Annotated in this window: 13 protein-coding genes and 1 tRNA gene; 13 read left to right on the forward strand and 1 reads right to left on the reverse strand. The window is 72.8% G+C overall.

Annotated features, from left to right (window positions below; all coding sequences use genetic code 11):
* Positions 1–74 precede the first annotated feature (74 nt).
* The 9 genes from OHA72_RS13935 (at position 75) to OHA72_RS13975 (ending at position 8,508) form a co-directional block, all read left to right on the forward strand.
* Positions 75–398: a PadR family transcriptional regulator gene (locus OHA72_RS13935; RefSeq protein ID WP_203845204.1), complete on the forward strand. Its 324-nt coding sequence runs from the start codon at positions 75–77 to the stop codon at positions 396–398.
* Positions 395–1,390 carry an HAAS signaling domain-containing protein gene (locus OHA72_RS13940; protein ID WP_327008246.1) on the forward strand — a complete coding sequence of 332 codons (996 nt, stop codon included), beginning with the start codon at positions 395–397 and terminating at the stop codon, positions 1,388–1,390. Before OHA72_RS13935 ends, OHA72_RS13940 begins: the two co-directional genes overlap by 4 nt.
* Before the next feature lie 10 nt (positions 1,391–1,400).
* Positions 1,401–2,150 carry a uracil-DNA glycosylase gene (locus OHA72_RS13945; RefSeq protein ID WP_327008247.1) on the forward strand — a complete coding sequence of 250 codons (750 nt, stop codon included), beginning with the start codon at positions 1,401–1,403 and terminating at the stop codon, positions 2,148–2,150.
* A gap of 19 nt (positions 2,151–2,169) precedes the next feature.
* Positions 2,170–2,892 carry a DUF4129 domain-containing protein gene (locus tag OHA72_RS13950; RefSeq protein ID WP_327008248.1) on the forward strand — a complete coding sequence of 241 codons (723 nt, stop codon included), beginning with the start codon at positions 2,170–2,172 and terminating at the stop codon, positions 2,890–2,892.
* Complete coding sequence (locus OHA72_RS13955; protein ID WP_327008249.1) at positions 2,882–3,550, forward strand: hypothetical protein; 669 nt, start codon at positions 2,882–2,884, stop codon at positions 3,548–3,550. The genes OHA72_RS13950 and OHA72_RS13955 overlap by 11 nt, the downstream gene beginning before the upstream one ends.
* The gene (locus OHA72_RS13960; RefSeq protein WP_327008250.1) at positions 3,547–4,536 is read left to right on the forward strand and encodes an AAA family ATPase; all 990 of its coding nucleotides are present in this window, start codon (positions 3,547–3,549) and stop codon (positions 4,534–4,536) included. The genes OHA72_RS13955 and OHA72_RS13960 overlap by 4 nt, the downstream gene beginning before the upstream one ends.
* Positions 4,529–5,848, forward strand: a complete 1,320-nt coding sequence (locus tag OHA72_RS13965) for a DUF58 domain-containing protein (RefSeq protein WP_327008251.1) — start codon at positions 4,529–4,531, stop codon at positions 5,846–5,848. The genes OHA72_RS13960 and OHA72_RS13965 overlap by 8 nt, the downstream gene beginning before the upstream one ends.
* Positions 5,845–6,417 (forward strand): hypothetical protein, encoded by a 573-nt coding sequence (locus OHA72_RS13970; protein WP_327008252.1) that lies wholly within the window; start codon positions 5,845–5,847, stop codon positions 6,415–6,417. The genes OHA72_RS13965 and OHA72_RS13970 overlap by 4 nt, the downstream gene beginning before the upstream one ends.
* 723 nt (positions 6,418–7,140) lie before the next feature.
* On the forward strand, positions 7,141–8,508 hold the full coding sequence (locus OHA72_RS13975; RefSeq protein WP_327008253.1) for an NAD(P)/FAD-dependent oxidoreductase: 1,368 nt from the start codon (positions 7,141–7,143) through the stop codon (positions 8,506–8,508).
* Here OHA72_RS13975 and OHA72_RS13980 read toward each other — a convergent pair.
* Positions 8,505–10,289, reverse strand: a complete 1,785-nt coding sequence (locus OHA72_RS13980; protein ID WP_327008254.1) for a hypothetical protein — start codon at positions 10,287–10,289, stop codon at positions 8,505–8,507. The genes OHA72_RS13975 and OHA72_RS13980 overlap by 4 nt on opposite strands.
* 76 nt (positions 10,290–10,365) lie before the next feature.
* Between OHA72_RS13980 and OHA72_RS13985 the strand changes: the two genes are divergently transcribed.
* The 4 genes from OHA72_RS13985 to OHA72_RS14000 all read left to right on the forward strand — a co-directional run bounded on the left by OHA72_RS13985 (position 10,366) and on the right by OHA72_RS14000 (position 14,189).
* Positions 10,366–10,446, forward strand: a tRNA-Leu gene (locus tag OHA72_RS13985).
* A gap of 176 nt (positions 10,447–10,622) precedes the next feature.
* Positions 10,623–12,947 carry a lamin tail domain-containing protein gene (locus OHA72_RS13990; protein ID WP_327008255.1) on the forward strand — a complete coding sequence of 775 codons (2,325 nt, stop codon included), beginning with the start codon at positions 10,623–10,625 and terminating at the stop codon, positions 12,945–12,947.
* 97 nt (positions 12,948–13,044) lie between these two features.
* The gene (locus OHA72_RS13995; protein WP_327008256.1) at positions 13,045–13,872 is read left to right on the forward strand and encodes a Bax inhibitor-1/YccA family protein; all 828 of its coding nucleotides are present in this window, start codon (positions 13,045–13,047) and stop codon (positions 13,870–13,872) included.
* The gene (locus OHA72_RS14000; protein WP_442788718.1) at positions 13,869–14,189 is read left to right on the forward strand and encodes a hypothetical protein; all 321 of its coding nucleotides are present in this window, start codon (positions 13,869–13,871) and stop codon (positions 14,187–14,189) included. The genes OHA72_RS13995 and OHA72_RS14000 overlap by 4 nt, the downstream gene beginning before the upstream one ends.
* Positions 14,190–14,239 lie beyond the last annotated feature (50 nt).

Consider the following 14,239-nt stretch of genomic DNA (forward strand, 5'->3'; position numbering starts at 1 on the left):
CCGCGACACGCGGGCCGCCCGTTTCATTATTCCGTGCTTGATAGTACTGCGCATTGCGTACTACTCTGCTTCACGTGGACACCACCCAGCTGCTCAAGGGGGTCCTCGACCTGGCCGTGCTCGCCGTCCTGCGGGACGAGGACGGGTATGGCTACGACATCCTGCGCCGGCTGCGCTCGGCCGGGCTGGACGAGGTCGGCGACGCCTCCGTGTACGGCACACTGCGCCGGCTGTTCCAGGCCGGGATGCTCACCACCTACGTGGTCCCCAGCGAGTCGGGACCGCACCGCAAGTACTACGCGCTGAACGCGGCCGGCCGGACGCAGCTCGGCGCCTCCGGCAAGGTGTGGCGGGGCTTTGCCACAACCATGGACCAGCTGATCGGGGAGACGTCGTGACCGAGTCCGTCCCGCTGGGCGCCACCATCGAGGTCGACTACTACTACGAGCGGGTGGCCGCGGCGCTCGCCGACCTGCCCCCGGAGGCCCGCGACGAGCTCCTGGAGGACCTGCAGGCGCACTTCGTCGAGGTCCTCGCGGAGCAGGGCGGCCCGCTCGTCGACCGGCTCGGCCCGCCGGCGATGTACGCCGCCGAGCTGCGCGCCGCCGCCGGCCTCGAAGCCGGCGCGGTCAGGGCCGCCGACCGGGCGCCGATCGTCGTGTACTACGAGCGGTTCGTCGCCGCACTGCCGGAGCTCGACCGGCGCGCCGGCCGGATCATCGGCTACCCGAAGGCGACCGAGTTCCTGCGGCTGCTGCGCCCGGCGTGGTGGATCGCCCGGGCGGTTGCAATCGTGGTGCTGATCTTCGCGACCGACATCGTGCCGGCGGACCGCTTCGACGACCCGATCGGCTGGCTGTTCCTCGCGGTCGCGACCGTCGTCTCGATCCGCATCGGCGCCACGGGCGCGCCCCGGGTGCCCCGGTGGATCGGGTTCGCGGGCACCGCCGTCGCCGTCGTCGGCGTGCTGTTCGTGATCGCCAACGCGCCCAGCCTGCTGCGGCAGTACACCTCCGACGCCTATTACGCGAGCAGCGGTGGCGGACCGTTCGACGGCGTGACCAACGTCTTCCCGGTCGACGAGCAGGGGCGGTCGCTGCAGCACATCACCCTCTACGACCAGAACGGCAACGCGATCCAGGTCGGCGACTACTGGCGCTGCACCAGCGGCGAAGGCGCCGTGGCGTCCTACCCGCTGTGCCTCGGCATCGCCCGGCCCACCCCGACGGTGACCGCCGAGCCGACCGACGCGCCGGCGCCGACCGCCACCCCGTCCCCGGGCGCATCCGCGAGCCCGTCGCCGGGCGCCACCGTGAGCCCGGGAGGGAGTCCCGGAGGCGGCCCGTCGCTGAGCCCCTCCGCGAACCCGTCGGTGAGCCCGTCGCGTTAGCGTCGTGCGGGTGAGCGACACACCCGGCGTACCAGCGCCAACCGATGCGCCCGACGGCCTCGACCGCCTCGACGCCGAGATCTCCGGCTGCCGCCTGTGCCCGCGGCTGGTGGCCTGGCGGGAGGAGGTCGCGGCCACCAAACGGGCCGCCTTCCGCGACGAGGAGTACTGGGGCCGTCCCGTCCCCGGCTTCGGCGCTCACGACGCCCGCATCGGCATTCTCGGCCTGGCTCCCGCGGCACACGGGGGGAACCGGACCGGTCGCATCTTCACCGGCGACCGGTCCGGTGACGTGCTGTTCGCCGCCATGCACCGGGCCGGCCTGGCCAACCAGCCGACCAGCGTCAGCCGCGACGACGGCCTCACGATCACCGGCACCCGGATCTTCTCCGCGGTGCGGTGCGCGCCGCCGGACAACAAGCCGACCCCCGCGGAGCGCGACACCTGCGCGCCCTACCTGCACCGCGAGCTCGCCCTCATCCGCCCTGAGCTGCGGGTCGTCATCGCGCTGGGCGGATTCGCGTGGGCCGCGTTCTGGCCCGCGCTGCGCGCCGTCTACGGTGTAGCACCGGCACGGAAGGTACCGTTCGGCCACGGCGCCCTGTGGCAGGCCGACGATGCCCCGTGGCAGGCCGGCGGCGCCCCCGCGTTGCTCGGTTGTTACCACGTGAGCCAGCAGAACACCTTTACCGGCAGGCTCACGCCAGGAATGCTGGACGAGGTTTTCACCCGTGCGAAGGCACTCGCCGGGATCGGATGACGCTGACCGACGGGATGTCATGGACCGCACCTTCAACCGCTGGTTGCCGGTGCTCGCCGTCATCGCCGTGCTCGGGGTCGCCGCCGTGGCCGCGTCCACCTCCTCCCCGGAGATCAGCAAGCTGCCGGTGCCGCCGCTGGATCCCAGCCCGCCCGTGCCGTCCGACCTGCCGTCCGCCGACACCGTGGCGACGGTCGCGCCGTCCGCCGCGCCCGAGCAGGCGTCGTCGTTCGCGTTCCCCGACTGGGTGACGTACACCGCCGGGGTCCTGTGCGTGCTCGTGCTGGTCCTGGCCGCCGGCGTGCTGGTGTGGTCGCTGCTGCGCAACGGCGACCCGAAGCGCAAGGCGCGGCTGTTCGTCGAGCCGAAGCAGCCGACCCCGATGACGGACGACGGCGGCGCCGCGGTGATCGCGGCCGTCGACGCCGGCATCGTCGAGCTGTCCGACACCGACACCGACCCGCGCCGGGCCGTGATCGCCTGCTGGGTCCGCCTGGAGCGGGCCGCCGCGGCCGCCGGCACCCCGCGGGAGACCGGCGACAGCCCCACCGACCTGGTCACCCGCCTCCTCGCCGGGCACCAGGTCAGCCGGCCGACCCTCGAAGGCCTGGCGTTCGTGTACCGCGAGGCCCGCTACGCGACCCACTCCGTCGACGAGCGGTCCCGGCAGGGCGCGATCGAGGCGCTGCGGCAGCTGCGGACCGAGCTGGCTCTGCGTGGAGGTGCCGTCCGTGGCGCGTAAACCCGACGAGATGGTCAGCCTCGAAGAGCTCTTCGACGTCGGCCGCACCGCCGTCGCCGCCGACCCGCGGCCGGTGCGCCGCCCGTCCCGGCCGTATGACATCCGGTGGTGGGTGCGCCGGCTGTTCATCGCGCTCGCGCTCACCACCGTCGGGTGGGGCCTGCTGTACGTGTTCGGCCTGACCGTGTCCTACCCGCTCGTCTTCCTCGGCATCCTGGCGGCCGGCATCATCCAGGAGGCGCTGAAGCAGGTGCGCGCCGACGAGCTGCCGGTCGCCGTCACCGGGCGCGGCCTGACCCCGGTCCGGCCGCCGACCCTGGCGAAGAAGAAGGCCCTGGCCAAGACCCGGCGCACCGGCGAGATGCTGGACGGCATCCCGGTCCTGGACGGCCTGCGGCTGGCCGTCGGCCGGTGGGAGGACCGCCTGGTGTGGGGGGAGCGCGACGCGAAGCGCTTCGGCGCCCTCGTCGTGCCCCGCGTCGCCGACCTCGTGGACACCCGGCTGCGCCAGCGGCACGGGATCACCCTGGCGGGCTCGCCGAGACAGGCCCGGGCACTGCTGGGCGACGAGCTGTGGACGCTGCTGCACCAGCCGCCGACGCGCGTGCCGAGCCCGGGAGTCGTAACATCGATCGTCGCGAAGGTGGAGGAGCTATGAAGACGCTCGCACCGGCTGAGGTTGGCCGGATCGCCAAGGTGGTCCTCGACCAGGTCGGCACGGTGGTCGTCGGCAAGCGCGACTCCCTGGAGCTGGTCCTGGCCGGGATCCTCGCCGGTGGGCACGTGCTGCTGGAGGACCTGCCGGGCCTGGCCAAGACGCTGACCGCGCGGTCCTTCGCGCAGACGCTCGGCATCGGGTTCCGCCGGCTGCAGTTCACCCCTGACCTGCTGCCCGCCGACGTGACCGGGTCGTTCCTCTACGACCAGCGCTCGCACGAGTTCACGTTCCGTGCCGGGCCGGTCTTCACGAACCTGCTGCTCGCCGACGAGATCAACCGCACCCCGCCGAAGACCCAGTCGGCGCTGCTGGAGGCGATGCAGGAGCGGCAGGTCTCGGTCGAGGGCGCCACCTACCGGCTCGACCCGCCCTTCCACGTCCTCGCCACCGCCAACCCGATCGAGTACGAGGGCACCTACCCGCTGCCCGAGGCCCAGCTCGACCGCTTCCTGCTCCGCGTGTCGTTCGGCTACCCGGAGGCCGACGAGGAGTGGGAGGTCCTGCGCCGCCGGATGACCCGCCGGCAGGAGGAGGCGGTGATCGAGCCCGTCGTCGACTCCGAGACCCTCCTCGCCATGCAGGGCGCCCTGGAGGACGTCAGCGTCGAGGACTCCATCGGCCGGTACATCGTCTCGCTGACCGCGGCGACCCGCTCGCACCCGCAGGTCCTCGTCGGCGCCTCGCCCCGCGGCTCGCTCGCGCTGCTGCTGCTCGCCCGGGCCGCCGCCGCGCTCAGCGGCCGCGACTACGTCATCCCCGAGGACGTCAAGGCGGTCGCCGTGCCGGCGCTGTCGCACCGCATCACGCTGCTGCCGGAGATGTGGCTCAAGCGCATCGACCCCCGCGCCGTCGTGGGCGAGGTGCTCGCGCAGACGCCCGCCCCGGCCAGCGGCGCGTTGCCCACCTACGGCGGAAGGCGTGGCTGAGCGGCGGTCGCACGCCCGCGCCTTCGAACCGACCCGGGCGCTCGGCCGGGCCGTCCTCGTCGCGGGGGTGCTCGTCTTCGTCGCGGTGCTCACCGGGCGGTTCGACCTGGTCGTGCTCGCCACCCCGTTCGCGGTCGGCACCGCCCTGTCCCTGGTGCGCCGCCCCGGCCGCGCACCGACGGTGGAGGTCACCACCGCCGAGCCGTTCGTGGTCGAGGGCGCCGAGCTCGACGTGAACATCGGCGTCGGCAACCCCAACCCCGGCGGCTTCGACCTCGTCGTGGTCCGCCTCGCCGTGCCCCGCTGGGTCCGCCTGGAGCACAGCGACCGCCCGTACGTCGTCGGCGTCGATCCCGGCACCATCGCCGGCGTCGACCTGCACGGCCGGGTGCTGCGCTGGGGCCGCCACCCGCTCGGCCCGGTCACCGCGCACGGCTTCGCCGCCGACGGCCTGCTCATCAGCCGCGCCGTGCAGGCACCCGCCCTGCCCATCAAGGCCTACCCGGCGATCGAACACTTCGACGCCGACGAGGCCATGCCCCGCGCCGCCGGTCACGTCGGCGGCCACCGCTCCCGCCGCCCCGGCGAAGGCGGCGAGCTCGCCGGCGTCCGCCGCTTCGGCTCCGGCGACCGGCTGCGCCGCATCGACTGGCGCGTCTCCCTGCGCACGCGCGAGCTGCACGTCGTGAGCACCCTCTCCGACCGCGACGCCGAAGTCGTCGTCCTGCTCGACGCGCTGCACGAGGCCGGCCGCTCCGGCGGCATCGACGGCCGCGCCTCCGTGCTGGACACCACCGTCCGCGCCGCCGCCGGCATCGCCGAGCACTACCTGCGCCGCGGCGACCGGGTGGCCCTGCTGCAGTACGGCGGCCAGGTCCGCCAGCTGCGCGCCGCCAGCGGCCGCCGGCACTACATGACGACCCTCGAGTGGCTGCTCGACATCGCCCCCGCCCAGGTCGCCGACGAGCCGCCGCCGTCGGTCTTCGGCCCGCACATGGTCCAGCACAACGCGCTCGTCATGGTCCTCACCCCGCTGCTGGACCCCCGCTCCGCGTCGATGCTGGCCAACCTCGCCCGCGCCGGCCGCTTCGTGGTCGCCGTCGACACCCTCACCGCGCCGTCGACCGCCCTGCGCGGCACCGGCCCCTGGGGCCAGGTCGCCCACCGCCTCTGGGCCCTGGAACGCGACAGCGTCATCGGCCAGCTCCGCGAGCACGGCGTCCCCGTCGTCCCCTGGGGCGGCGCCGGCAGCCTCGACGAGGTCCTGCGCGGCGTCACCCGCGTCGCCCTGTCCCGGACGGTCACCAAATGATCGAGGAACTCCAGGACTTCTTCCTCGCCCGCCTCGGCCGGGCCAAGGACATGCTCGAACGCGCCGCGGCCGGCCCGCTCCTCGTCCGCTTCATGGTGTTCGTGCTCACCCTGGTCGCGGCCCTGGTCGCCTTCCCCGCCGAGGTGATCCTGCGCCCCGCCGCGCTGGCCTTCGCGGTGGTACTGGCGGCGCTGCCCGCCGTGTTCCCCCGCACCCGCCTGGTCGGCCTGGCGATCCTGCTCTGCGCGTTCGGCTGGCTCCTGGGCACCTACGCCTACGACCAGATCATCACGATCCCCCGCCTCATCGCCCTGGCGACGCTCCTGTACCTCACCCACTCCCTCGCCGCCCTCGCCGCCGCCCTGCCCTACGACGCGATCGTCTCCCCCGGCGTCCTGCTCACCTGGCTCCTGCGCGCCATCGCCATCGTCAGCGCCAGCGCCATCGTCAGCGTCCTGCTCCTGGCGATCGTCAAGGTGGTCATCGGCCCGGTCTTCCTGGTCGCCTCCCTGGTCGGCGTCCTGGCGGCGGCTGCTCTGGCCTGGCTGATAACCCGCAAGGCAGGCTAGCTGGTTGGAGTGGGGCAGCCGCCCTGTGCTAGCTGGGCCACCGCTGGCGCGGCGTCCCGGCGGGGGGTTCCCACCCCGCACCCCCCATGCTTCGCTTCGCTCGCACTCGTGCCTGTTTCTTCCGCGGCGGCCTTCGGCCGGAAGAGCAGTGGGGGATTCTCACCCCACACCCCCAATGCTCGCGCTCCGCGCTCGCACGCCCAGCGCTTCGCGCGGCCGCAACACACGCGTGCGCGCTGCATCCGAAAGACCGGGGGTCCAGGTTGCGGGTCCGGCCAGGTCTTTCGTCCGATTCGCCTGCCCTGCGCGCGAGACGCGAAGGCAGGCCCATCCAGAGAACCCGCGCCGGACCGGTCGCCATGACGTACACCTTCCGCCGGGTTCGTCCGCCCGAAGTGCGAACGTCCGCCGGCCTGGGTGGACGGCCTGCCTCCGCGTCTCGCGCGAAGGGCAGGCGAGCTGGACGACAGACCTGGTGCGCCTCGAACCTCGACCACCGGCCTTCCATTGCAGCGCGCATGCGTGTGTTGCGGCCGCGCGAAGCGCTGGGCGTGCGAGCGGAGCGAAGCATTGGGGGTGTGGGGTGAGAATCCCCCACTGCTCTTCCGGCCGGAGGCCGCAGCGGAAGAAACAGCGGAAGAAACAGCGGAAGAAACAGTAATGGTCGTTACATGTCTGTGGCCTGACTGAAGGTGAGGGGGTTTCGCCGCTAGCGTTGCGGTCGTGGCTGCTAAGAGAATCCTTATCGTCGGTGCCGGGCACGTCGGGCTCTACGCCGCTCTGCGCATGTCCAAGAAGCTGCACCGGCACGAGGCCGAGGTGACGGTTGTCGATCCGCAGCCGCACATGACGTATCAGCCGTTCCTGCCGGAGTCGGCGGCCGGCAACATCTCCCCGCGGCACACGGTCGTGCCGCTGCGGCGCGAGCTCAAGCGCTGCCACGTGCTCTCCGGCGAGGTCACCCGGATCGAGCACGCCCGCAAGGTGGCCATCGTCCAGCCGATCGTCGGGCCGGCCCGCGAGGTGCCGTACGACCACATCGTGGTGGCGCCGGGTTCGGTGTCGCGGACCCTGCCGATCCCGGGCCTGCGCGAGCACGCCGTCGGCTTCAAGACCATCGGCGAGGCCATCTTCCTGCGCAACAGCGTCCTGGACCGGCTCGACGTGGCCGCGACCACGGGTGACCAGGCGACCCGCAAGAGGGCGCTGACCTTCGTGTTCGTCGGCGGCGGGTACGCCGGGATCGAGGCCCTGGCCGAGATGGAGGACATGGTCCGCGGGGCGTTGCGCTACTACCCGGAGATCCCGCAGGAGGACGTGCGGTTCGTGCTCGTCGAGGCGGCGCAGCGGATCCTGCCCGAGGTCGGCCCCGAGATGGGCGCGTACACGGTGGTGCAGCTCACCCGGCGCGCGATCGACATCCGGCTCGGCACGCGCCTGGAGTCGTGCGTCGACGGTGTCGTGAAGCTGTCCGACGGCGACGAGTTCCCGGCCGACACGATCGTGTGGACGGCGGGCGTCAAGCCGCACCCGATGCTGGAGGACACGGACCTGCCGCGGACCCAGCGCGGCGCGATCACCTGCCTGCCCACGCTGCAGGTCGTGGACCAGGACGGTGGCGTCGTCGAGGGTGCCTGGAGCGCCGGCGACTGCGCCGCGGTGCCGGACCTCACCTCGAAGGTGCCGGGGGCGCTGTGCTCCCCGAGCGCGCAGCACGCGGTGCGCCAGGCGTCGCGGCTGGCCGACAACATCACCGCGGTCGTGCGCGGGCGCCGGCCGGTCGACTACAAGCACAAGCACGTCGGTTCGGTCGCCGGGCTCGGCCTGTACAAGGGCGTCGCGCACGTCTACGGGGTGAAGGTCCGCGGGCTGCCGGCGTGGTTCATGCACCGGTCGTACCACCTGAGCCGGATCCCCACGCTCAACCGCAAGATCCGGGTGCTGGTCGACTGGACGCTGCAGCTGGTGCTGCGGCGTGAGGTCGTCGCGCTGGGGTCGCTGCACGAGCCGCGCGAGCCGTTCCTGACCGTGGCCCCGCCGATCCCGCTGCCGACGAAGACGGAGCAGCAGGAGAAGGCGAAAGCGGCCTAGGGCGCACGCCACACCCAGACGTCCTCGACCCGTTCGCCGGGGCCGAGCAGCCCGTCCATGGTCTGCTTGAGCGCCTCGGCGTGCGGGTGGCGCTGGTCCAGCACGAAGGACGCCGCCCGCCAGTAGGCGATGTCGCCGGCCATGGCTGCGCGGTCCTGATCGGTGACCTCCGCCGGCCGGCCGGACTTCGCGACCCGCTGCAGCAGCTGCGACGTCGGGCGGGGGTAGACGCCGACGGCCGCCGCGCCGCCCTTGCCGTAGGGGCCGATGAACCACCCCTGCGGCGTGGCGATGCGCACGTCGGTCGCCGCCGCCCAGCGCATCGCGTCAGGGTCCCGCGGGTCGGGCAGCGGCACCGGCACCACCACGCCGTCCTCGGGGGCATACACCCGCCAGTACCCCTCGGAGAAGAAACGCGGCACGGGCGGCCGGTCGACCACGGGCAGTGGCGCCGGCGCGAGGGGCACGAGGGCGGCGACCACGGCGACCGGCACCAGCAGCCGCAGCGTCTCCGTCTGCGTGATCGCCGCGTCGACGACCCGGGCCAGGATCACGGCGAGCAGCGGGATCGCGGCCAGGGCGAACCGCGTCGGCAGCGCCGACTCGATCACCGGCAGGCTGGACAGCAGCGAGAACGGGCCCCGCTGCCCGGTCCACTCGTGGTCCATGACGACGCGCGGTCCGAGTGCGAACAGGCTCAGCACGACCGCGGTGACCGCCGACGCGACGACGGCCGGGCGGCGCCACATCCACACGGTCGCCCCGAACGCGACGAGCAGCAGCGGCGCCCCGAAGAAGGTGGTGTACTCCGCCGGCCCGCTGACCAGCCGCTCGGCGCTGTCGTCGCCGGCGAGGGACAGCGGCGAGATGGCAGTGAAACTGAACACGTCGGCGGAGAAGTACGACGGCAGGAAGACCCCGCCCTCGGCGCTCTGCGGCCCGTGGAACTGCAGCCACAGCGGATACGCCAGCAGCGCCGCGGCCAGTGCGGCGGCGAGGCCCAGGCCGAAGACGAACGGCGCCGCCACCCGCGGCGACGGCCGGGCCAGCGCCACGAACACCAGCGTGAACAGGGCCAGGGTGACGGCGCTGAGGAACAGCACCTCCTCGCCGACGAAGAACTGCACCGCGACGAGGGCGCCGAGCAGCAGCCCGGTCCGGGCGGTGCGCCAGGCGACCTCCGTCTGGTGGGCGAGGCGGACCACGCACCAGACGATCGCCGGCACCAGCCAGGCCGCCGTCATGTGCAGGTGTGCGTTGGACTGCGACACCATGCCGGGGGCGAAGGCGGCGAACGCGGCGCCGATCACCGCGCCGGTCCGGTGCACGGCGAGCGTCCTGACGAACAGCAGGTACCAGCCGATCCCCGTCGCGGCGAGGTTGCCGGCGACCAGCACGGCGAACGTGACCGGCGCGCCGAACGCCAGGGTGATCGGCGCGAGCAGCAGCCCCATGCCGATCAGCGAGGCGTTGCACAGCAGGTTGACGCCATCGGGCGCGTTGAGCATGCCGGTCACGAGGGTGAAGTCGCCGCGGTACGCTCGGGTGGCGTAGGCGAGGAACCACTCGTCGAGCGCCTGGTCGCTCGGGTTGAGCGCGAGCGCGCGCCCGGCGGGGCCGGGCCACAGCCGGTGCGTCAGCAGCGCCGCGGCGAGGACGAAGAGCAGCCCGATCCCGGCGTCGACCGGCCAGCGGCGGTGCGCCTGCATCAGTTGACCTTCATTTGTCAAGGTCTCCGGCGGCGCCATCTCAACCTCGTCGGTCAGTGGGGTGCTGCTCACCCGGATGACAGTAACGGCGGTCCCCTTGTCGGTGTTGAGGGTTCGTCGGACGGGCTACCGTGAGACGCGTTTCTACGCCCGGGTGGTGGAACGGCAGACACGGCCGCCTTAAAAGCGGCTGCCGCGAGGCGTGCGGGTTCGAACCCCGCCCCGGGCACACCACTAGTACTACCTGCCCCACCGCGAGCGGCGGGGGTCCCATGCGCCGCAAGCGGGCGCACCAGGCCACCCATTGTTTCGTCGTGCGTTCATGCTCCCTTCGTCGTCATGGTTGAGGCTTCGCGGAAAACACCTTTCCGCGAAAGGCCTGCCACATTGCGCACCCAGTTCCGAGTGATTGTTGCGGTAGCGACCGCATTTGCCGGAATCGCCGTCGGGTATTCGCCGGCGGTAGCGGCGGACGCGTCCACCATCCGTATCAACGAGGTTGAGTCCAACGGCGGCACGCCCGGCGACTGGGTCGAGCTGGTGAACACCGGCGCCGCGGCCGTCGACGTGTCCGGCTGGGTCGTCAAGGACAACGACGACACCCACGCCTTCCCGGTCCCGGCCGGCACGGTGCTCGCCGCGGGCGGCTACCTGGCCCTCGACGTCGACCCGGTGTTCGGGCTCGGCGCGGCCGACTCGGCCCGGCTGTTCGCCGCGGACGGGGCGACGCTGCTGGACTCCTACACCTGGACCGCCCATGCCGGCGTGACCTACGGGCGCTGCCCGGACGGCACCGGGCAGTTCGCCACCACGACGGCGGCCACCAAGGGCGCCGCGAACGCCTGCGCCGGCCAGACGCCCGCGTCGGTGTGGCCGGGTGGCACCGCCGTCGCGACCGCCGACCTGCCGGGCGCGTTCGGCGGCAACATGAGCGGGCTGTCCTACCAGAGCCGCTCCGTGCTGTGGGCCGTGAAGAACGGACCCGGCACGCTGTACCGCCTGACCTGGGACGGCGCGGCATGGACGCCGGCGGCCACGACCGTGCTGCACTATGCGGACGGCACCGGCGACGTGGACGCCGAAGGGGCCGTGTGGCGCCCCGACGGGATCTACGTGTCGGCCGAGCGGGACAACTCGGCCAGTGGCGTCAGCCGGCCCACCATCGAGCGGTACGACGGTGTCAGCGGCACCGCGAACGCCGAGTGGAACCTCACCGCGGACCTGCCGGCGGTCGCCGCCAACAGTGGTCTCGAGGGGATCGCGTGGGTGCCGGACGCGTACCTCACCGCGCACGGGTTCACCGACCAGCGCACCGGCGCCGCCTACGACCCGGCCGGGTACCCGGGCCACGGCGACGGGCTCTTCCTCGTCGGCCTGGAGGCCAACGGCACCGTGTACGCCTACGCGCTCGCGCCGGGTGGCGGCTTCACCCGGGTCGCGGCGTTCGCCAGCGGGTTCCCGTCGGTGATGGACCTGGAGTTCGAGCCGGAGACCGGGCACCTGTGGGCGGTCTGCGACGACACCTGCAACGGCCGGGTCGCCACCCTGGACGTGACCGCCGGCGCGTTCGCCGTCACCGGCCTGTTCGAGCGCCCGGCCGGCCTGGCGAACCTCAACAACGAAGGCTTCGCGATCGCACCGCAGTCCGCGTGCGTGGCCGGCCGCAAGCCGGTGGTCTGGTCCGACGACAGCAACACCGACGGGCACGCCCTGCGCACCGGCACGATCACCTGCGTCGACCTCGACACGGACGACGACGGCATTCTCGACGACGCCGACCCGCAGCCCGCCGACCCGGCCAACGAGACCTTCGCCACCGCCGCGGTCTCCGGACGGCTCGCCGCCCGCGGGGACAGGGTCGTGGCGGTGGCCGCCGGACCGGACGGATCCGTGCGCTTCGACGTCGGCGCCGGTACGACTCCCGCCGTCGTCCAGGTCACCGGCAGCGCCGCCTCGGTGCAGCTGGGTGAGGGGTCGTACCTGGTCACCGGCGCGGTCGGGCTGTCCACGCTGTCCGGCGACCCGGCGGTCGTCGCGGTGACCTTCCGTTCGGTGCCGATCACGTTCGGCGTCCCGGCCGGCGGCTCCCTGGCGTTCACCGCGACCCTGGCCGGCATCCGGCACGCCGGCGCCGTCACCGTCCAGGCCGCGGGCCTGCTGTGCGGGGCCGTCGACAGCGTCGTGGTCGGCACCACCGGCAACGAGCGCCTCACCGGCACCGCCGGCGGCGACCTCATCGTCGGCCGCGGCGGCAACGACGTCGTCACCGGCGGTGGCGGCAGCGACTGCGTCGTGACCGGCCCGGGCAACGACGTGATCACCACCACGGGCGGCGACGACCGGATCGACGCCGGCGGCGGCAACAACGTCGTCGACGCGGGCGCGGGGACCAACACGATCACCACGGCCTCCGGCAACGACGTGATCACCACCGGCGCCGGCGACGACCGGATCGACGCCGGCGGCGGCAACAACGTCATCCGCGCCGGCGACGGGACCAACGTGATCGTCACCGCCTCCGGCAACGACAGCGTCGTGACCGGCGCCGGCGACGACCGCGTGGACGCCGGCAACGGCAACAACACCGTCACCACCGGCGCCGGTGCCGACGTGATCGGCACCGGCAGCGGCAACGACGCCGTCGACTGCGGCGCGGGCGCCGACATCGCGTCGGCCGGCCGCGGCAACAACACCAACACCGGCGGCCGCTGCGAGACCTTCACCGCGTAGCACCCCGCGCCCACCCCTGAACACTGAGATCCACTGGCCAGGGGTGGGCGCGGTACGCTGGTCGTACACATGAATGCGACGCCTCTGGAGGCTGATCGTGCAGAGTTCGAACCCGGTGCTCAACCGCCTAGGACAGGCGGCGCGACAGGGGCGGTCGCAGGTGCAGCCGCCGAGTTTCGGCGGGCCGACCGGCTACGGGTATCCCCAGTCCGGCTACGCGACCCCCCAGCCCCCGGCCGCCACCCGGGCGATGAGCATCGACGACGTGGTCGTGCGCACCGTCGCCCTGCTCGCCGTCACCGGCATCTTCGGCGCGGGGGCCTGGGCGCTCCTGCCTGACACCGGTGCCGTCACCGGCATCGCGCTGTTCGGCTCGCTCATCGCGGGTCTGGTCCTCGGCCTGGTCATCTCGTTCATGCAGGTGACCAACCCGGCCGTCATCATTCCCTACGCCGCGCTGCAGGGCGTCCTGCTCGGGCTGGTCAGCCGCTGGTATGAGCACGCCTTCAACGGCATCGTCATCCAGGCGGTCATCGGCACGTTCGGCATCTTCGCGATCATGGCGGTGCTCTACAAGCTGCAGATCCTGCGGGCCACGCCCCGGTTCACGAAGATGGTCATCGGCGCCCTCGTCGGCGTCGTCGTGCTGAGCCTGGCCAACTTCATCTTCTACCTGTTCGGCCTCAACCTGGGCCTGCGTGACTACGGCACGGAAGGCAAGGTCGGCTGGCTGCCGATCGTCTTCAGCCTGGTGATCATCGTGGTCGCCGCGCTCACGTTCGTCCTCGACTTCGACGCGGTCGAGCAGGGCGTGCGGGGCGGGCTGCCGGAGAAGTACGCGTGGTACTGCGCGTTCGGCATCCTGGTCGGGCTGATCTTCCTGTACTGGGAGATCCTGCGCATGCTCAGCTACCTGCGCCGCTGATGCAGCCCGGCGACCGGCTCACCGTGACGGTGGGCAGGCTGGTCGGGCAGGTCGGACACTGGACGCCGTCCCGATGGGCGGCGTCCGGTGCGTCCGGGGTCCCGCGCGCCGACACGGTGCACGACCTGGTGCAGTGGCTCGCGGACCGCTGCGCCGACGCGGAGGGCCGGGCCCGCCTGCGGGTGCCCCGCCTCGACAACGACCTCGCCCTGCCGGACCAGCTGAGGGTGGTGGCGGCGGATCTGACGCGATTCGGCGGCCCCGCCCTGGTGGACGAGGCCGCCGAACACGTGCGGGCCGTGCGCGAGCAGCTCTGACGCCTGCGCTTCAGTGAGGCTGAGGCACCCGCGCCCGGCTGCTCGTCAAT

It is taken from the genome of Dactylosporangium sp. NBC_01737, assembly GCF_035963215.1.
In the GTDB taxonomy this organism is placed as follows: Bacteria; Actinomycetota; Actinomycetes; order Mycobacteriales; family Micromonosporaceae; genus Dactylosporangium.

Bases quoted from the DNA above. Each gene is read 5' to 3' on its own strand.
- OHA72_RS13950 (WP_327008248.1), top strand. From the start codon at position 2,170: ATGGACCGCACCTTCAACCGCTGGTTGCCGGTGCTCGCCGTCATCGCC.
- OHA72_RS13960 (WP_327008250.1), top strand. From the start codon at position 3,547: ATGAAGACGCTCGCACCGGCTGAGGTTGGCCGGATCGCCAAGGTGGTC.
- OHA72_RS13970 (WP_327008252.1), top strand. From the start codon at position 5,845: ATGATCGAGGAACTCCAGGACTTCTTCCTCGCCCGCCTCGGCCGGGCC.